Source organism: Nonomuraea sp. KM88, assembly GCF_052245635.1.
GTDB lineage: Bacteria > Actinomycetota > Actinomycetes > Streptosporangiales > Streptosporangiaceae > Nonomuraea.
This window is the reverse complement of sequence record NZ_JBQQCC010000006.1, coordinates 159,920-179,442: the sequence shown is the minus strand read 5'-3', so window position 1 is coordinate 179,442 and position 19,523 is coordinate 159,920. Positions and strand designations below refer to the sequence as shown.

Here is a 19,523-nt window from a genome sequence, read left to right as displayed (position 1 = left end):
GGCGCATGAACCAACTCGGCTCGCACCCCAGCCCTGCAGGCAGCACCACCGGGAGGGCCACCTGCAGAAGGAGCCGCCCGGTGGGGTGCAGGACGAGCCGCAAGGCCGACCAGGACGCCCACCGGCGAGCCAGTGGGTCGAAGGGCGGACGCCCGCCCGCCTTCGCCCCGGAGCTCTACCGGCTGCGTCACGCCGTGGAATGCGGCATCAACCTGCTCAAACGCAATCGAGGCATGGCCACCCGCCATGACAAGCTCGCCGTACGCTACGAAGCCGTCCTCACCATCGCTGCGATCAACGAGTGGCTCAGGCCTTATGAAAGACGGCCTAGAACACACACTCGCTACGACCAGGCAACCGCTTGGCCGCACCGACAAAACGATCTCGCTGCTTGACATCCCGGCTCCAGGGATGTCTGACCCCTAAGGGCCGCCGGGGAGCGCCACCTGGACGGGGGTGAAGGTGCCGGTCGTCACCAGGAAGCCACGCCCCGGCGGGCCCCCGGCCGCGCCGCGCGGCAGGCGGATGGAGAACAGGTCGCCGTCGGCCTGGCTCTGCACGGCCAGCAGCAGCCCCGTACGCGACTTGCGCGTCTCCGCCACGAACCCGCGGTAGGCGACGGCCAGGTCTCCGGTCACGCCGGCGATGAGCAGCCCGTGGTCGCCGTCCCTGCCCGACCTGAGCACCTCCTCCAGGGCGGCGCCCAGCGGGCCGTCCGCGTTGACCAGCTCGGCGTCGTCCACCACCACGACGTAGCCGTGCAGGTCCGCGACGATCTCCGGCAGGTCGGTGGCGTTGCCGTCGAGCACCGCCACGGCTCCGTCCAGATCCTTCAGCGGGCTGCGCCTCGGGGCGACGGCGACGACGGGGGTGCCGCGGGCGATCAGCGAGCGGGCGGCTGTCAGCAGCGCCGACGACCGGCCGGAACGCGCCGGCCCTGCGATCACGGCGCCGGGGCCGTGGGCCAGCAGGTCGAGCCCGAGCGGGGCCAGGGCGTCGCCGCCCGCGCCGGCCAGCGCCCACAGCGGCGACGGCGGGCTGAAGGCAGGGTCGAGGGCGAGCGTCTGGGCCGCCGTGATGCGCATCGGGAGCGCGTCCACCCGCAGCGGCGGATCCCCCTCCCAGCGCCAGACACCCCTGCCGGCCTCGTGCGCCGGGCCCGGCTTTAAGCCCGGCTTCGGGTCTGGGGCCGTGCCGGTTCGGCCCGCGGCGGCGCGGGCCAGGGACTGCAGCGCGGCGACCTGCGCGGGTCCGGCCGGGTCCGCGTCCAGGAGGGCGATGTGGTGCTCCACGATGCCGTGCTCGCCCAGCGAGAGCGCCCGGCCCGGCGGCACCGACGAGGGCAGGCCCTTGAGCGGGAACCCCGCCAGGCCGTAGTCGGACGAGTCGGACAACCGCAGCAGCAGCCGGTCGTCGAAGACCGTCGAGACCTGCCCGAGCAGGCCGGAGCGGTCACTGGTGACCACCGCCCGCAGGCCCACCGCCGGGCCCTCGCGCAGGAGCTGGAGCAGCCCTTCGATCATGCGGCCGTAGTCGTAACCCTCGAAGGCGGCGACGAAGCCCTCCCAGCGGTCGAGCATGAGCACCAGCCAGGGCAGCCGGTGGCCCGCCTGCCGGTACTCGGCCAGCGACGCGTGCCCGGCCTCGGCCAGCAGCTGCTGGCGGCGGCCCACCTCCGCCTTGAGGCGGGTCAGCAGGCGCTCCACCCGGTCGAGCTGGTCGCGGGTCACCACGGCGCCGCAGTGCGGCATCGCCACCAGCGGCAGCAGCGCGCCCGAGCCGCAGTCGATCGCGTGCACGTGCACGTCCGACGGGGAGGCGTGGGCCGCGACGGAGCCCGCGATCGTGCGCAGGGCCGTCGACCGGCCGCTGCGGGCCGCGCCCGCGATGAGGAGGTGACCGCCCTGCGCCACGTCGAGCGCCAGCGCATGCCGGTCCTGGGCCCACGGCCGGTCGGTGACGCCGAACGGCAACGGCGCCACCTCGACGAACGCCTCCCCGTACGCGGCGGTGTCGAGGATCGGGGCGGCCAGGACGGGACGCCCGGCGGAAGGCAGGTCGAGCACGAGGCCGGCGGGCAGCGGCTCCAGCCAGGGACTGGGCTGGGCGGGGACGCCCGCCAGGCGGGCGGCCTCGATGAGGGCGTCGGCGACGAGCCCGAGGTCCGTGCCGGTCGCGTCCTCCTCCGGCACCGGCGGCGGGAGCGGACGCCCCAGCGAGCGCCAGCCGACCTCCAGCACCCGCACGTTCCCCGCGCGCGCCGGCCCGCCGGCGGCAGGGCTGCGGCCGCCGACCCTGGCCGTCTGCACGGCGGTCGCCGCCCCCACGCCCGAGCGCACGTAACAGCGGCCGGGCGTCGACTTGGAGATGTGGGCCGCGTCGGGCAGGTCGATGACGTCGGACGACTCCGCGGGCTCGGTCACCCGCAGCGCGATCCGCAGCGAGGTGTTGGCCTGGATGTCGGCGGTGACCACGCCCGCGGGCCGCTGCGTGGCCAGGATCAGGTGGATGCCCAGCGACCGGCCCCTGCGGGCGATGTCGACCAGCCCGGTGACGAAGTCGGGCAGCTCGGCCACCAGCGCCGCGAACTCGTCGATGATCAGTACCAGGCGGGGGAGCGGGGGGCCGGTGTAGTCGTCGATGTCCTTGGCCCCGGCCGCCAGCAGCAGGCGCTCCCTTCGGCGGATCTCGGCCGCCAGCGAGTCGAGGGCGCGCTGGGTCAGGTGGCCGTCGAGGTCGCTGACCATGCCGACGGTGTGCGGCAGGCGTACACACTCCTTGAAGGCGGCGCCGCCCTTGTAGTCGATGAGCACGAACGTGAGCTGGTCGGGCCGGTTGGCCACCGCGAGCGAGCAGATGAGCGTCTGGAGCAGCTCCGACTTGCCCGCGCCCGTGGTGCCGGCGATGAGCCCGTGGGGGCCGTCGAGCTTGAGGTCGACCGAGAAGGGGCCGTCGGGGCCGACGCCGATCAGCGCCTCGGTGGTGCCGCGTTCCCGCCAGCGGGCGGCCAGTTCCTCGCCGGAGGGGTCGGGCAGGCCCATCAGGTCGAGCAGGCGCACCGCGCCGGGCAGGTTGCCCGCGGGGTCGTCCCTGCTGACGTCGCGGATCGGGGCGAGGGCTCTGGCCAGCCGGTCGCACCAGCCGGGTGAGACGAGGTCGGCCAGGACCGGCCCGATGACGTCGAGGCCGCCGCCGCGCAGCTGTGCGAGGCCGTCGTCGCCGCACGCGGCCACCGTCTGGCACTCCTCGGGCAGCAGGCGCTGGTCCTCGTCGAGGGCGAGGGTGTACACGCCGCAGCGCGGCCCCTGGCGCAGCACCTGCGGCATCCCGGGCAGCCCGCGCAGCACCTGGGCGCCGTCCAGCACCACCAGCACGTCGTACGGGCGCACGTCGTAGGAGGAGAACGTGGGCTTCTCGGGCCCGCCGAGGTCGTCCCACCCGGTGGGGATCTTGCCCAGCTCGGGGATCGCGGTGTTCTGGCGTTCGTCGATGAGCTGGGCGAGCTCGGAGACGCGCCGGGCGGCCGACTCGGGATCGGTGCCGGCCAGCGTCACGCATTCCTGCCCCGACTGCGGCGAGCAGTGCGGCAACCAGCGCATCCAGCCCCAGCGCTGCTCGCCGTCGGCGTGCGCGGACACGATCACGACGGCCAGGTCGCGCGGGCTGTGCAGGGTCGCGGCCTGGGCGATCAGCCAGGCGGCCAGGCCGGTCGCGGCCTCGCGGGAGCCGGTGACGCCGGCCACGCCCAGCCGGCGCATGGGCAGCGCCACCGGCACGGAACGGCAGACGGGCGGTTCGATGCGCCCGCCCTGCTCCTCCGACAGCTCCAGGTCGGCCGGCAGGTCGGCCAGCCCCACCCGCAGCCTGAGCGCGTCGTCGTCGTGGCTCCTGCGCTCCCACAACCTCCTGCGCGGGCCGGTGGCCGTCAGCAGCACCTGGGCCGGGTCGGGCGCGTTGGATCTGCGGACCGCCTCGTCGGCCGCCCTGGCCCGCTCCACGGCCTCGTCGTACGCCTGGAGCCGCTCCTTGTGCTCCTTGACGGCCTTCTTGTGCTGCTTCTTGCCGTGGCGCCGGTCGCTCCACCACTGGCCGATCATGATGACCGGCGTCATGAGGGCGACGAGCAGGTAGTACCACTGCTGCAGCGCGATCGCCAGGGTGAAGCCGAGCACGGCCGGGAGGAAGGCGGCGAGCAGCTGGAGGCGCATGCCCTCGTTCCTGGCGGGCTCCTTCGGCCTGACGAACGTGCGGTCGGGCTCCGGGCGCCGGAGCCTCGGCGGGCGGTTGTAGGCCACGCCGCCCTCGCTCCTCGGGGCCAGGTGGGCGTCCTTCGGCTCGATCGAGGTCAGCACGAACACCGACGAGCCGCAGGTCAGCACGGCCTGGTCGGGCCAGTCGACGGGTTCGGTGAGCGGCCGGCCGTCGAGCTCGGGGGTCTCGCCGTAGCCGGCCGTGAGCTCCGCGGCCTCGCGTTCCGCGACCCGCGCCGTGAGCTCGGCGACCTCGTCGGCCCACCGCCCCTTGAGCTTGAGCCTGGGCGCATCCTCAGGCTCCCGCCACGCCCGCTCCACGGTGATCGCGTCGGGTGTCACGCGTACGGCCACCGCCTCGGGAGCCAGCGCGGGATCGTCGACGGCCATCGCGCACATCGGGTCGGAGCCGATGACGTGCACGCCGAGCCCCAGCCGGTGCACCGTGCCCGCGCGGGGGCCGCCGACCACCCGCACCTCGGCGACCCCGCCCGGCTCCTCGACCACGGTGGCGCGGGCGAGGCGGGCGTCGAGCGTGACCTTGTCGCCGTCGCGCAGCACGGCGGCGGCCGGCGCGCGCGGGTCGAGCGGGCGGCCGTCGCGCCAGAGCGCGGGCGCGTGGCCGGCCGGCCCGCGGGTGTCCCGCTGCGGCCTGCGCGGCTGGGGGATGTGGGGGCTGTCGGCGGACAGCCCGTAGGGGGCTCGGGCTCTGGGCAGCCGGACGACGTCGGCCAGCGGCCCCTGATCGCTGAGCGCCTCGCTCACCCTCGCCACCGTGGCGCCGTCGTCTCCGTCGATCACGACGTCACGGTCGCCCTGCCCGCCGAGCACGGTGAGCATGATCCGCATGGTGCCGTCTCCTCGGTCGACCTCGGGCGCCAAAGGTAACGCCCGGAGCGGGAACAGGCGCGTGAGTTGACGGCAATGGCATGGGGAATCTGCAGCGACTTGGACCGATATGTTGCCATAAAGGTGTGAAAAAAGTGGCTGCTGTGATCAAAGTGGCGACTAGCCGGAAAAATCAATACCCGTCAACTCGTTAGAAACAATAGGCATCGATTATTTCGAGTTGACATCCCGCCACCTGCGAAACGAGCATTGGTCCTCGCATTCCGCCCCCGTCACCACGTCAAGCCCCACATAATGGCGTGAATTCCGCAATTCACTTCGGGAGCCCCCCACCCATGAGGACCAGTGAAAAGCCTGCCGCCGACGCGGCGGCGGGGTTGTCCGGCCCGGCCTCGCGCAAGCTCCCCGTGCCACCCCGCGAACGCAAGCCGGCCCTCGCCGCGCTGGCCGTCCTGCTCATCCTGGGCGGCGCGCTGGCCACGACGCTGCTCGTCCTGCGCAGCGGCGACCGCGTCTCCGCCATCCGCGTCACCCAGCAGATCGGCGCAGGCCAGAAGTTCACCGCGCAGGCGCTCGAAGAGGTCAAGATCGCCGCTGAGGGCGTCGACTACGTCAGCTGGTCGCAGCTCGACCAGGTCGTCGGCAGTTTCGCGGCCGTCACCATCCTGCCCGGCACCCTGCTGACCAACCAGATGGGCGCCAAGGCCAGCAGCGAGCTCGGCGAGGGAAAGGCCACCGTCGGGCTGGCGCTCAAGCCGGGTCAAATGCCCGCGGGCCTGAAAGAAGGCGACCGCGTTCAGCTGGTGCACGTTCCGAGCCGGGCGAGCCAAGGAGAAAGCCGGGTCCTGGCCGCGAGCGCGCTCGTCTTCTCCGTCGGCGACAAGTCCCGCACGGGAAATTCCGGCCAGATCACGGTGGTCGTCGATTCCTCGGCGTCGCCGGAAATCGTGGCCTTCGCCTCCGGCGGGGAGATCGCGGTGGCCGAGCTCCCGGGGGCACGCTGACGTGGCGCTCATCGTCCTGGCCGCCGACAAGGGCGCGCCGGGTGTGACGACTGCGGCCACCGCCCTCGCGGCGGTCTGGCCGCGGCCCGTGCTGCTGGCCGAATGCGACCCCGCGGGCGGCGACCTCGCCTACCGGCTGCCCGCCGCCGACGGCGGCGTGCTCAACCCAGGCAAGGGCCTGCTCACGCTCGGCGCCACCGCCCGGCGCGGCCTCGAGCCCGCGCAGATCCACCAGCACACGCAGAAGATCGTCGGCGGGCTCGACGTGCTGGCCGGGCTCACGCACGGCGAGCAGGCCGCCGGGCTCACCTGGTTGTGGGGCCCGCTGGGCCGGGCGCTCGCGGCCGTCCCCAACGCCGACGTGATCGCCGACTGCGGCCGGCTCGGCGCCCATCCCCAGCTCGGTGACCTGATGGCCGAGGCCGAGCAGGTCGTGCTGCTCACCCGGGCCACTCTCGACCACGTCGCCCACCTGCGGGAGCGGCTGCAGATCACCAAGGCGCACGGCGTCGCCGTGATCGCCGACCCGCGCAACTACCGCGCCTCGATCGACGACGTGCGCCGGATCGTCGGCAACAGCGTCCCCCACGTCTACGGCCTCGCCCACGACCCCAAGGGCGCCGAACTCCTGCGCGGGCAGTGGGGCGGCCGGCTCGACCGCTCCCTCCTGATCCGTACGGCACGCGACCTCGCGGGAAGGCTGGTGAGTCACCGATGATCGACCATTCGCTCGTCAAGCGCTTCCGCCAGGAGGTCGGCGACCGGCTGGCCCACCAGCGCCGGCTCGACCAGGCCAACGGCCTGCCCGCGATGACCGGCGAGGACGAGCGCCAGTTCGCCAGGGCGCTGATCTCCCAGGTGCTGGAAGAGCACGCCCGCGGCGAGATCGGGCTCGGCCGCACCCCGCCCACGGTCGAGGAGGAGGAGGCGCTCGCGGCCGGCATCCACGCGGCTCTGTTCGGCGTGGGCCGCCTCCAGCCGCTGCTCGACGACGCCCAGGTCGAGAACATCGACATCAACGGCTGCGACCGGGTCTTCGTCAGCTACGCCGACGGCCAGGAGCTCATGCACGACCCGGTCGCCGACTCCGACGACGAGCTGATCGAGCTGATCCAGATCCTGGCGGCCTACTCCGGGCTGTCCAGCAGGCCGTTCGACACCGCCAACCCGCAGCTCGACCTGCGGCTGCCCGACGGGTCCCGGCTGAGCGCCGTCATGGACGTCACGGTCAGGCCGGCCGTGTCGATCCGCCGCGCCCGCCTCGGCAAGGTCTTCCTGTCCGACCTGACCGGCAACGGCACGATCAGTCCCGACGTCGCGAGGTTCCTGACGGCCGCCGTGGCCGCCCGCAAGAACGTCATGATCGCGGGTTCCACCAACGCCGGCAAGACCACCCTGCTCAGAGCGCTGGCCAACGAGATCCCGCCCAGCGAGCGCCTCATCACCGTCGAACGCGCCCTCGAGCTCGGCCTCGACCAGTTCCCCGAGCTCCACCCCAACGTCGTCGCCTTCGAGCAGCGCCTGCCCAACTCCGAGGGGCAGGGCGAGATCTCCATGGCCGAGCTGGTCAGGCGCTCCCTGCGCATGAATCCCAGCCGCGTCATCGTCGGCGAGGTGCTCGGCGACGAGATCGTCACCATGCTCAACGCGATGACCCAGGGCAACGACGGCTCCCTGTCGACCATCCACGCCAACTCCAGCATGGAGGTCTTCAACCGCATCTCCACCTACGCCCTGCAGGCCGGCGAGCGGCTGCCCATCGACGCCACCCACATGCTCATCGCGGGCGCCATCGACTTCGTCGTCTTCGTCGAGAAACGCAACGACTACCACGTCGGCGGCACGCTGCGCCGCTACGTCTCCAGCATCCGCGAGGTCAACGGCTGCGACGGCCGCGTCCTGTCGAGCGAGGTGTTCGCGCCGGGCCCCGACGGCGCCGCCGTCCCGCACGCCCCGATCTCCTGCATGGAGGAGCTCGCCGCCCACGGCTACACCCTGGGGGGCTGGTGAGCATGGGCGCGTTCACGTTCGACCCGCTGGCGCTGCTCGCCGGCGCCGTGGCGGGCGGCGGCCTCTTCCTGTTCTGCATCTCCCTGTACGGCCTGCGCCCCCGCCCGCCCCGGCCGAGGCGCCACCTGGTCAAGATGCTGACCACCCGCGCCGCGATCGCCGCCGTGGCCGCCGCCCTGGTCCTGATCGTCACCGGCTGGCCGGTCGTGGCGGTGGGCACGGTGCTGCTCGTGTTCGCCTGGCGCGGGTTGTCGGGCGGCGCGGCCGAGGAGCGCGCCGCCATGCGCCGCCTCGAAGGGCTCGCCGCCTGGACCGAGTCGCTGCGCGACACGATCGCCGGGGCGGCCGGGCTCGAACAGGCCATCCCGTCGTCCATCAGGGCCGCCGCGCCCACGCTCAGGCCCCACCTAAGGTCCATGATCGACCGGCTGCACACCAGGATGGCGCTGCCGCAGGCGCTCGCGCTCTTCGCCGACGAGCTCGACGACCCCTCGGCCGACCTGGTGGTGGCCGCGCTCATCCTCAACTCCCGATTGCGCGGTCCCGGCCTGCGCGACGTGCTCGGCGCGCTGGCCGTCTCGGCCCGTGAGGAGCTCGACATGCGCCGCCGCGTCGAGGCCGAGCGCCGCGCCACCCGGCGCAGCGTGCAGATCGTGGTGATCACCGCTCTGGCCTTCGCCGGGATCCTCGTCGTGTTCAACCCCTCCTACGTCGAGGAGTACGACGGCCCCCTCGGCCAGGCCGTGCTCGTGGTCGTGGCGGGGCTGTTCGGGGCCGGGTTCGCCTGGATGCGCCGGCTGGCCAGGTTCGACAAGCCGACGCGGCTGCTCATGGGAGGAGGCGGCGATGGTTGAGGGCGCACTGGCCGGCGCCGTGATCGGGCTCGGCCTGCTCATACTGTTCAGGGCGCTCTTCCCCGCCCGTCCCGGGCTGGTGACGCGGCTGCTGGCGCTCGACGCCGTACGCGAGGACGCGGGCGCGCCGCGCATCCAGCTCCTGCTGCCCGACGAGGAGGTCAGCGCGTTCCGCCGCGGCCTCGGCGTGCGGCTGGCCCGCCTGTACAGCGCCCGCGGCTGGGAGGTCAGGTCGGTCCGATCGGACCTGGCGCTGGTCGGCCGCTCCTTCGAGGCGTTCCTGGCCACGAAGGTGCTGCTCGCGGCCGGCGGCCTGCTGGCCTTCCCGCTGCTGCTCGGCTGGCTGGTGCTCATGGAGTGGGGCACCTCGCTCGCCATCCCGTTCTGGTCCGCCGTGCTCGTCGCGGTCGTGTTCTTCTTCCTGCCCGACCTGCAGGTGAAGAAGGACGCGGCGGCCAAGCGGCGCGACTTCCGGCACGTCGTGGGCGCGTTCCTCGACCTCGTCTCGATGAACCTGGCCGGCGGCCGCGGCGTCCCCGAGGCGCTGATGATGGCCGTCTCGGTCAGCGGCGAGCAGCCCAACTGGGCCATGGGCCGCATCCGCGACGCGCTGGCCGGCGCGAGGATCGTCGGCATCACTCCGTGGCAGGCGCTCGGCCAGCTCGGCGAGGAGATCAACGTCGACGAGCTGCGCGACCTGTCGGCCGCGCTCGGCCTGGTGGCCGACGACGGCGCCAAAGTACGCGCCTCGCTGACGGCCAGGGCGGCCACGCTGCGCCGCCGCGAGCTGGCCGAGATCGAGGGCAGGGCGGGCGAGCGGTCACAGTCGATGCTCGTGGCCCAGCTCCTGCTCTGCGCCGGTTTTGTGATCTTTCTCAGTTATCCCGCCGCTATGAAGATGTTGGGGGCATGATGAACCATCCCTGGATCATCTATCTGACCGCGTACCTCGGCGTGCGCATCCACCGGGCCAGGACCGCGCCCACCCGCGGGGCGTCCGCCGTCGAATGGGTGATCATCACCGCCATCATCGCCGGCGTCGCGCTCGGCCTGGCCACGCTCATCAAGACCCTGGTCGAGCAGAAGCAGAGCGAGATCCAGGGCACCTTCGGCGGCGGTGGCGGCGATGGCGGCGGAGGCGAATAAGCCGGAGGGCGAGCGCGGCGCCACGGTGATCGAGCTGGCCATGCTGATGCCGGTCATCCTCGCCGTCGTGCTGCTCATCGTGCAGGTCGCGCTCTGGTTCCACGGCCGGCAGGTCGCGGAGGCGGCCGCCAGGGAGGGCGCCCGCGTGGCCAGGTCCGCCCCGTTCGACTCCGGCGACTGGGAGGGCGCGGCCACCGCGAAGGCCACCGACATCGTGCGCGCCATCGGCCCCCAGCTGCTCGGCAACGCCACCGCCACGACGTCCGAGAAGGAGCCCGACGAGCGCTTCGTCACGGTGACCGGCAACGCCGTACAGGTCATCCCGCTGCTGCCCGAGCTCTCGTTCACGATCACCGCCACCGCGGGCGGGCCCGTCGAGTGCTTCCGCCCCGACGACGGCGGCGAGGACTGCGGATGAGACGGGCCGAACGCGGCTCCATGGCGGTGGAGACCGTGATGCTGGCCCCGGTCTTCCTGCTGTTCCTGCTCTTCCTGGCCGGAGCAGGGGTGCTGGTCGAGGCGCAGGGACGGGTCAACGGAGCCGCCCGCGACGCCGCCCGCGCGGCGTCCGTGCAGCGCACGCTCGACGACGCCGGCTCCGCGGCCGAGGCCATCACCACGAGCGTGCTCGACGGCCGCTGCCAGTCCTCGTCAGTCTCGCTCGACGGGTCCGAGTGGGAGCAGGGCGGCCACGTCGAGGCCGAGGTGACGTGCGAGCTCGACCTGGCCTTCCTCGGGTTCGGCGGCACCAAGCAGCTGACCGGCACCGCGGTGGTGCCACTTGAGCAGTTCAGGAGGATCGAATGAGGGCCGGCGAGCGGGGCTCCATGTCGGTGTTCACCGTGCTGTTCTCCGTGGTCGTGTTCCTGCTGGCCGGGTTGCTGGTGGACGGCGGGGCGGCGATCAACGCCCGGCTGCGCGCGACCGACGTGGCCGAGCAGGCCGCCAGGGCCGGCGCCGACCAGGTCGACGTCGACCACCTCCGCACGACGGGCGAGACCCGGCTGCTCGGCGACGCCGAGGTGTGCGGCAGGGCCGACGAGATCGTGCAGGCGCACGGCGGCGGCGACGTGACCCGCGGCGAGTGCGCCGTCGAACAGGGGCAGGCCCAGGTCACGGTCACCGTGACGGTGCGGTGGAAGGCCTTCTTCCTCAGCGCGATCGGGTTCCCCGGCTCGGAGATGACCGGCGAGGCCAGCGCCGCCCCGGAAGCGAGATAGACCGAAACCGACCACTCGATGGATGCGGAACGCACGAGACACGACGCTGGAACAGAGGAGGGAGAGGCGATGCCGCCGCGAGAGCAGACGCGAGTGCCCGCGCGTCCACCAGGACGTCACGTGCCCGTGCGCGTACCGGCCAGGCGCAGCGCCGGCGACGTGCTCGCCGGGCTCGGCGCGCTGGTCGTGCTGGTCGCGCTCGTGGGCGGGGTGCCGTACGCGCTGCTCACCTTCGTCGGCCCGCCGATCGCGCCCGAGCTGCTCGATCTCGGCGTGCTCACCAGCCGGGTCGGGCCGAGCACGATCGTGGCCGTGCTGGTGCTGCTGGTGTGGCTGGCCTGGTTCCAGCTGTTCGTGTGCGTGCTGGTCGAGGTGTACGCCGGGGTGCGCAGGGTCGGCATGCCCGCCCGCGTGCCGCTCTCCGGAGGCATGCAGGTGCTGGCCAACAAGCTGGTCTCGGCCGTGCTGCTGCTGTTCACGGCCGGGGCGATGGTCGCGCCGGTCGCGCAGCTGACGCCGACCCCGGCAGCGCCGCCCGTGACCGCGGTCGCCTACTCCGCGCCGATCGTCGAGCAGGAGCTGGAGACGCGCGAGACCAGGAAGGTGTACGTCGTGCAGCCGCCGCACGGCCGCCACCACGAGAGCCTGTGGGAGATCGCCGAGAAGTGCCTGGGGGACGGCCGCCGATATCCCGAGATCTACCGGCTCAACCAGGCGAAAGAGCAGCCCGACGGTACCCGGCTGCGCATGGCCGACCTGATCAGGCCCGGCTGGGTGCTCGACATGCCGGACGACGCGAGAAACGTGCACGTCGTCCCCGCCGACCAGCCGCGCGAGCAGACGTTGCGCGAGCACCCGGGCAGGGCCGACCCGGGCCCCGGACGCGCGGAGAGGGCGGCCGAGCGCGACGACCGCGCGGACCGCGAGGAGCGGCGGGACCGCCAGGAGCGCGAGGAGCGCGAGGAGCGCGGGACGCCCGGGCACGAGGGCAAACACCGCCAGACCGAACCGGGCGCGCAGGACGGCCGGCAGCCGGTCATCCAGGAGCGCCAGGGCGAGCTGACCGACTACCTCGCCGCCGCCTCGCTGGCCGCGGCCGGGCTGCTGTTCGTGCTGGCCAGGCGGCGCAGGGAGCAGCTGTGGCGGCGCCTTTCCGGCCGCAGGATCGCCCGCCCGCGCGACGACGCCGCCGAGGCCGAGGTGGCGCTCAGGCTCGGCGGCGACGCCCCCGGCGCCCGCATCCTGGACGTCGGGCTGCGGCTGCTCGGCGCCGAGCTGGCCGCGCAGCACCGCACCCCGCCCACCGTGTACGGCGCGCACCTGTCGCCACGCACGCTCGACCTGTGGATCCATCCGCCGGACAACGACCCGCCCGCGCCCTGGACGGCCCAGGACGGCGGCCAGGTCTGGCGGCTCCCGGCGCACGAGGGGCGGCTGCTGCCGGACCGCAGGAGTGACCTCCACGGCGGCCAGGAGCAGGCGGGCGGGGCGCCGTACCCGGGGCTGGTCTCCATCGGCACGGACGCCGGCGGGCGGGTGCTCATCGACCTGGAGGCCGCCCAGGGCCTGATCAACGTGCGCGGACCGCAGACCACCGCGGCGCTCGCGGCGCTCGCCGTCGAGCTGGCCACCAACCGGTGGTCCGACCGCATGCGCATCACGCTCGTCGGCTTCGGCCAGGAGCTCACCGCGATCGCCCCCGAACGGATCAGGGCGGTCGGCGGGCTGGCCGAGGTGCTGCCCGAGCTGGAGGCGAACGCGGCCCCGCGCAGAGAGGTGCTGACCGGGCGTGTCAGCGGCGGCCACAACGTCGCCCACTACCTGCTGTCCGCGGTGGCGCCCACGCACGAGGAGGCCAGGCGGCTGGCGCTGCTGGCCCGCCGCGACACCGCCGGTTACGTGGTGGCCGGCGACGTCCCGCACGCCACGTGGACGATGGAGATCGGCGACGACGGCAGGGCCAGGATCGCCGAGCTGGGCTTCGAGGTGGAGGCCCAGCTGCTGCCGCGCCGCCACTACCGCGCGCTGGTCGACCTCTTCCGTACGGCCGACCGGCTCGACGGCGAGGCCATCCCCGAGGCCGAACCGCTGGCGGGGCTGCACCCGCCCGCGGTCGAGATCAGGGTGCTCGGCCCGCTCGAGATCGCCGGCCTGAGCCCTTTGGAGGAAGGCCGGATGGAGCTGGCGGCCGAGCTGCTGGTGTACCTGGCCACGCATCCGGGCGGCGTGCACCCAGCGGTGCTCGGCGGCGTACTGTGGCCGCGCGGCGTGCAGACCACGGTCAGGGACGCCACGATCTCCAGGGTCGCCGCATGGCTGGGCCCCGACCACCTGCTCACCGACGAGTCCGGCCGGCTGCGGCTGGGGCCCGAGGTGCGTACGGACTGGGCGCTGTTCCGCGAGCTCGTACGCCGCGCGCACGGCGACCCGACGGCCATGGCCGTGCTGCTGGAGAAGGCGCTCGGCCTGGTCAGAGGCCCGCTGCTGGCCGGCAGGCCGCCCGGCAGGTACGCCTGGCTGGCGGCGGAGGACCTGGAGTACGACGTGACCGCCGGGGTGGCCGACGCGGCCCACCAGCTCTGCGAGCTCAGGCTCGCTCATGGCCGGCCGGACGCCGCGGTGGCCGCCGTACGCGCGGGCCTGTTGCTGGCGGCCGACGACGAAGGGCTCTGGCGCGACCTGCTGCGGGCCACGCACGCCACCGAGGACATCGTGCGCCTGCGCGCCGTCGCCGAGGGCCTGGCCCGCAGGGCGGCCTCCCACCCGTACGGCGGCGGGATGGCGCCGGAGACCGAGGCCTTGATCGAGGAGCTGCTGCCCACGTGGCGCATGCATGTGGTGAGGGAGTCGTCGGCATGAGACGAGTCATGGCGGTGCTGGGTGTCCTCGGGCTGGGCGCCGGCGTTCTGGCGGGATGCGGGCCGGCCGAGCGGCCGTACACGCCCCAGGAGGCCGCGTCGCCCGCGAGCGGGCAGCCGGCCCCGAGCCCGTCGAAGAGCGAGAGCGGCGCCGCTCCCGCCTCAGGGCCGGAAAACCTGAAGATCGGCGGCGACAAGCTGCGGGTGCGGATCGAGTGGCCCGACGACCCAGACCCGTTGCTGAAGCTCGTCACCGGCTACTACGTCGCCTCCAGGAAGGCGCTCGTCTCCGGAAGCGATCGATACCTGAAGGATCTGGATCTCGAACTCACGGCGGTCCGCGAAGCGTACGACTGGGTGCACGGATACACCGAGGAGGACATGACCGTGAGAGGCGAAGCCCGGCTCTACAACCTGCGCGTCGCCGCGCTGGTGGGCAAGGGCGCGCAGGTCAACGCCTGCGTGGACGAGTCGGAGGTGCGCGTGCTGTCGGCGCGCACGGGGGAGGCCGTCGAGCCTCAGCCCGCCTTCGTGCGCGAGCCGTACCTCCAGTCCGTGCTCGCGCACCGCGGCGATGACGGGGTGTGGCGGATCAGATCGTTCGGTTATGGCGAGAAAGGGTGCACCCGATGAACCCCATGAGCTCGATCGCCGTCGCCGCGCTGCTGGTGCTGGCGGGCGCGACGAATCCCAAGGATGATGGACGGACCGTGGGCACCCCCGTCCAGGAGGGCCTCACGAGAGGCATCAACCTCGCCCACTCGAAGATCGTCGTGTCCGGCGACGGGACCAGGGGCGGTAAGAGCGACGGTTACGTGCTCAAGCGACCATGCTGGTACGAGCCCGGCCTGGACGCGAACGAGATGCTCAAGTCGCAGGAAAGCCTGCGGGCCTACTGGTTCAGGTTCACGGAGAACCCCACCGAGGAGAAGTGGCAGGCGTTCCTCAAACAGTTCGAGGACAAGATCGGAAAGGACGGGCGCTGGTGGGGGCCCGCGTACAACGCCGCCGACCCGAAGGGGCAGGCCTGTTTCGCCAGTCTCGACCCGTTCATCTTCGTGCCACCCGGCACCACACCGCCATCCGGCATCACGATCCGGGAACTTGCCGAGATCGCCAGAGCCGCGCTGACCGTGCCCGAGCCCACGGTCAAGCTGAACCCTGACGCCAGGAGCTACGTGAACCTGCCCACCTGGGTGTGGCTGGAGGGCATCGGCGAGCCGCGCAGGTCGGTGACCGCGACGATCCCCGGTGTCATGAGCGCGACCGTGGTCGCCACGCTCGAGAGCATCACGATCGACCCGGGCACCACGAAGGACCGCGCCGAGGTGCACGAGGAGGGGTGCGGGCCGGCCGGCAAGCCGTACACCAAGGGGGGCACGTTCTCGTGCGGCGTGCGCTATCTGCGCTCGTCGATCGACCAGCCGCGCGAGAAGTACACGCTGACGGTCTCCACCGTCTGGCCGGTCGAGGTGGTCGACGACGTGGTGCCGGTGCAGTTCGCGCCCGTCGAGGTCGGCGCCACCCGCGACGTGCCGGTGGGGGAGATCCAGAGCAACGTCAAGCCCTGAGCCGGCGTTCGCCCGATCACGTCCACGGCCGGCACGAGGTCGTCCCGGCCGTGCACGGGTTGTCCTAGCGGAACAGCTCGTCGGCGCTCTTAGCGGTGGCGGCCTTGCGCACCCAGGACTCCAAGGTGTGCAGGTCGGTGCAGGCGAGGATGCGGGCCCGTGCTTCGTCGGGGAGCGAGATGCCCCGCGCCTCCAGGATCAGCAGGACGGCATTCGCCTCGCCCTCCGCCTTGCCTTCGGCGAGCCACGCGCGCACCACTGCGCTTCTGGGGTTGTCGGTTGCCATGGCCATCCTGAGCTCCCTGATCACTTTGTCGAGCATGAGGTCGGGCAGACACGAAAGGACGAGGTCAGAGCTCGATCAGGTATTCGTGTTCCTGTGTTCGGCGTGCCGAACACATTACCGAATGTCATCGAATCATTACTCAGAGTTAAAGATTCCTCCGGATTCGTGGGTGAGGAGCCACTCTTTGACCGGTACGCCGTAGTAGTAGCCGCCGTACCCCCCGCCGCTGGGCAGCACCCGGTGGCACGGCACGAAAGGCGCGATCAGGTTCTGGGCGCAGGCCGAGCCCGCCGCCCTGGCGGCCGTCCGTGGCAGCCCCGCCCGCGCGGCGAGTTCCGCGTACGTGACCGTGGTGCCCGGCTTGACCTCGCGCAACGCCGCGTGGAGCCGCTTGCGGGTGGGCGTGCCGGGCTGCGAGACCGGGATGGCGTCGAGGGCCTCCAGGTCGCCCGCCAGGTAGGCGAGCACGGCTTCCCCGGCAGGGCCGGGACCGTCCGCGACCTCCAGGCCCTCCGACTGAAGGGCGGGGGTGAGGCGGGCGTACATCTCCTTGGGTTCGGCGGTGAAGCCGGCCGCGACCAGCACCGTCTCGCGGGACAGCAGGGACAGCGGGCCCATGGGCGTGGGAACGAGCCGAGCAGTGATCATGATGAGCTCCAGAGGTGCAGGGCGGCGTACGCCCGCCACGGGCGCCACCGCTCGATGTGGTCGTGCGGAATGCCCAGGGCGGCCATGCGCTTGTCGAGCACGAGGTCGCCCACGGGCCAGGCGTCGGGGTCGCGCAGCGCACGCAGCGCGACGTAGCTCGCCGTCCACGGGCCGATACCGGGGACGGCGAGCAGTCCGGCCACCGCGTCGGAGGGGTCCTGGCCGCCGTCGAGGTCGATGCTCCCGTCGGCCAGGCGGGCCGACAGGTCCTTGAGAGTGGCGATCCTGCGGTTCGTCAACCCGAGGCCGGTGAGGTCGGTGTCCAGGAGCCGGGCGGCCGTGGGGAAGAGCCCGCCGGGCGCGGCGGCTCTGGCGACGATGCGGCCGAGCAGGGTGCGGGCGCCGGCCACGGAGATCTGCTGGCCGACGACCGCGCGTACGGCCAGCTCGAACCCGTCGAACGTGCCCGGCACCCGCAGCCCGGGCCGCGCCGCGACGAGCGGGGCGAGCGAGCCCTGGTCGAGGGCCTCCGCGATGGCGCCGGGGTCGGCGTCGAGGTCGAGCAGGCGGCGGCAGCGGCCCACGAGCCGGGTGAGCTGCCGAGTGTCGTCCACCGCCACGTCGAGGGCGATGTGGTCGTGCTGGGCGGTGAGCGTGATCGTGCCGCCGGGCACGGTCCTCGCGTACGACGTGCGGTCCGCCACCTCGAGTCCGGGGATGGCACGTGAGGCCAGGAAGCCGAACACGCCGTCCGCGTCGTACGGCTCGCGCCGGTGCAGCCGCAGCCGGAGCGTGACGGGCCCGGCGGCGTCGGCGGCCCTGGCCGCCACCCGGCCGGCCGTGGCCCGCAGCTCGCTGGGCGTGAAGCCGTACGTCTCCCGCATCGTCGCGTTGAACTGCCGGACGCTGCCGAACCCCGCCGCGAACGCCACTTCCGTGACCGGCAGGTCCGTCTCGGTCAGCAACTGTTTGGCGAGCAGCAGCCGTTTGGTCCGCGCCACTGCCAGCGGCCCGACGCCCAGCTCGGCCACGAACAGCCGGTGCAGGTGGCGTTCGGTGATGTGCAGCCGTCTGGCCAGTCCGGCGACGCCCTGCTCGTCGGCGGCGCCGTCGTCGATGAGCCGCAGCGCCCTACCGATGAGGTCGCCGCGGATGTCCCAGCCGGGGTCGCCGGGGGAGAGCTCGGGACGGCAGCGCTTGCACGGGCGAAACCCGGCCGCCTCCGCCGAGGCCGCGTGCCGGTAGAACCGCACGTTGCGGAACGACGGCGTACGGGCCGGGCAGATCGGGCGGCAGTAGATCCGCGTCGTCGTCACCGCGGTGTAGAAGCGCCCGTCGAACCGGGCGTCCCTGGCGGAGACTGCCCGGTAGCAGGAGTCGAAGTCGAGCTCAAGTGGTGACATGTCTCCGACGCTACGCGCTCGCCGGCCGCGCCTACCAGCGGAAATCAGACCTCACCGTCAAACCGCAGGTCAGCAGGTGGAAGCGGGTGACCAGCGGTAATCGGACCTCGCGGTCAACGGGTTCGCGTGAGGGCCCGGCGCGACGGTCACGGCTGGTGGCGGAGCGGCGAGAACAGGAAGGGCACCCAGCTCAGCGCCATGATCGAGGCGCCCAGCCAGAGCGCCGAGCGCACTCCCCACAGCTCGCCCATCGCGCCGGCGAGCAGCCCGCCGAGCCCCACGGCGCCCATCAGCAGCAGCCGCATCGTGGCCGTCATCCGGCCGAGCAGGTCGTCGGGCGTGACCCGCTGCCGGAGGCTGACGAGCAGCACGTTGTTGAGCCCCGTGCGGAACGTCAGCACGAACCACGCCCCCGCGGCCGCCCATATCCATGGCCCGTGCCCGAGGAACGGGAGGACGAGCGAGGCGGGAGCGGTGGCCAGGCTCGCGAGCCAGGCGGCTCGCCCGGTGCCGAGCCGGCGGCCGAACAGGTGGGCGGCGGACGAGCCCGCCAGCGTTCCGAGCCCGCCGGCGGCCAGGTACGCTCCCAGCACCCACGCGGGATAGCCGAGTTCCTCCACGATGAGCACCGGCAGCAGGACCGAGCAGAGCGGGAACGCCAGGTTCGCCATCGTGCCCTGGAACAGGGCCGCCACGAGCGTGGAGTTGCCGAGGAGGAAGCGCACTCCGGCGCCGATCTGCCGGCCGATCGGCTCCCGGTCCTTTGTCGCGCCCGCGGCCGGTTCGGGCACGCCGCGCAGCCAGGCGGCCGACCACAGGTGGCTGAGCGCGTCCAGCAGGATGGCCACCGGCGCGCCCGCGGCCTGCACCAGCACCCCGGCCGCGCTGCGCCCTCCGACGTCCATCCCCGCGCTGGTGCCGACGAGCAGCGAGTTGGCCGCGGTCAGCCGCTCGCGCCCCACCAGGCCGGGGACGAGGCTCAGCTGCGCCACGTCGAACAGCAGCGTGCCCGCCCCCACCAGCACCGCGACCGCGTAGAGCTGCTCCATGGACAGCCAGCCGCCACACCATCCGAGCGGCACCGACAGCAGCGCCGCAGCCCTGAGCAGGTCGGTGGCGACCATCACCGGGCGCCGCCTGACCCGGTCGACCCAGGCCCCCGCGGGCAGCCCCAGCAGCAGCACCGTGAGCGTGCCGAGCGCGGAGAGCAGCCCCACCTCGCCCGCTCCCGCGCCGAGCGCGGTCACGGCGAGCAGGGGTAGGGCGACGTAGCTGATCTGGGAGCCGAACTGGCTGACCGCGCCGGCGACGTACAGGTTGCGGAACGGTCGGAGGCGCAGCAGTGGCTGCTCGACCACAGTTGCTGACATGTCGGCAACGATGCTGAAATGTTGGCAATGGCCGCTATGGATTAAGTGACCCGC

17 protein-coding genes are annotated in these 19,523 nt (G+C 72.9%); 12 read left to right on the top strand and 5 right to left on the bottom strand.

Annotated features, from left to right (window positions below; translation table 11 throughout):
* Positions 1-422: 422 nt before the first annotated feature.
* Positions 423-5,099 carry an FtsK/SpoIIIE domain-containing protein gene (locus ACTWPV_RS20215; protein ID WP_443152974.1) on the bottom strand — a complete coding sequence of 1,559 codons (4,677 nt, stop codon included), beginning with the start codon at positions 5,097-5,099 and terminating at the stop codon, positions 423-425.
* 335 nt (positions 5,100-5,434) lie between these two features.
* Between ACTWPV_RS20215 and ACTWPV_RS20210 the strand changes: the two genes are divergently transcribed.
* The 12 genes from ACTWPV_RS20210 to ACTWPV_RS20155 all read left to right on the top strand — a co-directional run bounded on the left by ACTWPV_RS20210 (position 5,435) and on the right by ACTWPV_RS20155 (position 15,762).
* A complete protein-coding gene (locus ACTWPV_RS20210; RefSeq protein WP_347646713.1) occupies positions 5,435-6,103 on the top strand; it encodes an SAF domain-containing protein in 669 nt (222 codons plus the stop codon).
* Between the two features lies 1 nt (position 6,104).
* Positions 6,105-6,821 (top strand): hypothetical protein, encoded by a 717-nt coding sequence (locus tag ACTWPV_RS20205; RefSeq protein ID WP_443152973.1) that lies wholly within the window; start codon positions 6,105-6,107, stop codon positions 6,819-6,821.
* Positions 6,818-8,113 (top strand): CpaF family protein, encoded by a 1,296-nt coding sequence (locus ACTWPV_RS20200; RefSeq protein ID WP_443152972.1) that lies wholly within the window; start codon positions 6,818-6,820, stop codon positions 8,111-8,113. Before ACTWPV_RS20205 ends, ACTWPV_RS20200 begins: the two co-directional genes overlap by 4 nt.
* Before the next feature lie 2 nt (positions 8,114-8,115).
* The gene (locus tag ACTWPV_RS20195) at positions 8,116-8,967 is read left to right on the top strand and encodes a type II secretion system F family protein (RefSeq protein WP_443152971.1); all 852 of its coding nucleotides are present in this window, start codon (positions 8,116-8,118) and stop codon (positions 8,965-8,967) included.
* Positions 8,960-9,880, top strand: coding sequence for a type II secretion system F family protein (locus tag ACTWPV_RS20190; protein WP_443152970.1), 921 nt, complete (start codon positions 8,960-8,962; stop codon positions 9,878-9,880). Before ACTWPV_RS20195 ends, ACTWPV_RS20190 begins: the two co-directional genes overlap by 8 nt.
* Positions 9,877-10,113 (top strand): hypothetical protein, encoded by a 237-nt coding sequence (locus tag ACTWPV_RS20185; RefSeq protein WP_246083657.1) that lies wholly within the window; start codon positions 9,877-9,879, stop codon positions 10,111-10,113. Before ACTWPV_RS20190 ends, ACTWPV_RS20185 begins: the two co-directional genes overlap by 4 nt.
* Positions 10,094-10,531, top strand: coding sequence for a TadE family protein (locus ACTWPV_RS20180; RefSeq protein WP_347646717.1), 438 nt, complete (start codon positions 10,094-10,096; stop codon positions 10,529-10,531). Before ACTWPV_RS20185 ends, ACTWPV_RS20180 begins: the two co-directional genes overlap by 20 nt.
* Positions 10,528-10,920 (top strand): TadE/TadG family type IV pilus assembly protein, encoded by a 393-nt coding sequence (locus tag ACTWPV_RS20175; protein ID WP_443152969.1) that lies wholly within the window; start codon positions 10,528-10,530, stop codon positions 10,918-10,920. Before ACTWPV_RS20180 ends, ACTWPV_RS20175 begins: the two co-directional genes overlap by 4 nt.
* The gene (locus ACTWPV_RS20170; RefSeq protein WP_347646719.1) at positions 10,917-11,333 is read left to right on the top strand and encodes a TadE/TadG family type IV pilus assembly protein; all 417 of its coding nucleotides are present in this window, start codon (positions 10,917-10,919) and stop codon (positions 11,331-11,333) included. Before ACTWPV_RS20175 ends, ACTWPV_RS20170 begins: the two co-directional genes overlap by 4 nt.
* A 120-nt stretch (positions 11,334-11,453) precedes the next feature.
* Complete coding sequence (locus ACTWPV_RS20165) at positions 11,454-14,192, top strand: BTAD domain-containing putative transcriptional regulator (RefSeq protein WP_443152968.1); 2,739 nt, start codon at positions 11,454-11,456, stop codon at positions 14,190-14,192.
* On the top strand, positions 14,189-14,824 hold the full coding sequence (locus tag ACTWPV_RS20160) for a hypothetical protein (RefSeq protein WP_443152967.1): 636 nt from the start codon (positions 14,189-14,191) through the stop codon (positions 14,822-14,824). The genes ACTWPV_RS20165 and ACTWPV_RS20160 overlap by 4 nt, the downstream gene beginning before the upstream one ends.
* Entirely contained in the window at positions 14,821-15,762 is a 942-nt protein-coding gene (locus ACTWPV_RS20155) for a hypothetical protein (protein ID WP_347646722.1), read from the top strand. Before ACTWPV_RS20160 ends, ACTWPV_RS20155 begins: the two co-directional genes overlap by 4 nt.
* A 64-nt stretch (positions 15,763-15,826) precedes the next feature.
* On the opposite strand, the gene ACTWPV_RS20150 is transcribed toward ACTWPV_RS20155, so the two are convergent.
* The 4 genes from ACTWPV_RS20150 to ACTWPV_RS20135 all read right to left on the bottom strand — a co-directional run bounded on the left by ACTWPV_RS20150 (position 15,827) and on the right by ACTWPV_RS20135 (position 19,469).
* The gene (locus ACTWPV_RS20150; RefSeq protein ID WP_347646723.1) at positions 15,827-16,054 is read right to left on the bottom strand and encodes a hypothetical protein; all 228 of its coding nucleotides are present in this window, start codon (positions 16,052-16,054) and stop codon (positions 15,827-15,829) included.
* Between the two features lie 129 nt (positions 16,055-16,183).
* Complete coding sequence (locus ACTWPV_RS20145) at positions 16,184-16,696, bottom strand: methylated-DNA--[protein]-cysteine S-methyltransferase (RefSeq protein ID WP_443152966.1); 513 nt, start codon at positions 16,694-16,696, stop codon at positions 16,184-16,186.
* Positions 16,693-18,099, bottom strand: a complete 1,407-nt coding sequence (locus ACTWPV_RS20140; protein WP_443152965.1) for an AlkA N-terminal domain-containing protein — start codon at positions 18,097-18,099, stop codon at positions 16,693-16,695. Before ACTWPV_RS20140 ends, ACTWPV_RS20145 begins: the two co-directional genes overlap by 4 nt.
* A gap of 146 nt (positions 18,100-18,245) precedes the next feature.
* Positions 18,246-19,469: an MFS transporter gene (locus ACTWPV_RS20135; protein WP_443152964.1), complete on the bottom strand. Its 1,224-nt coding sequence runs from the start codon at positions 19,467-19,469 to the stop codon at positions 18,246-18,248.
* Positions 19,470-19,523: the final 54 nt, after the last annotated feature.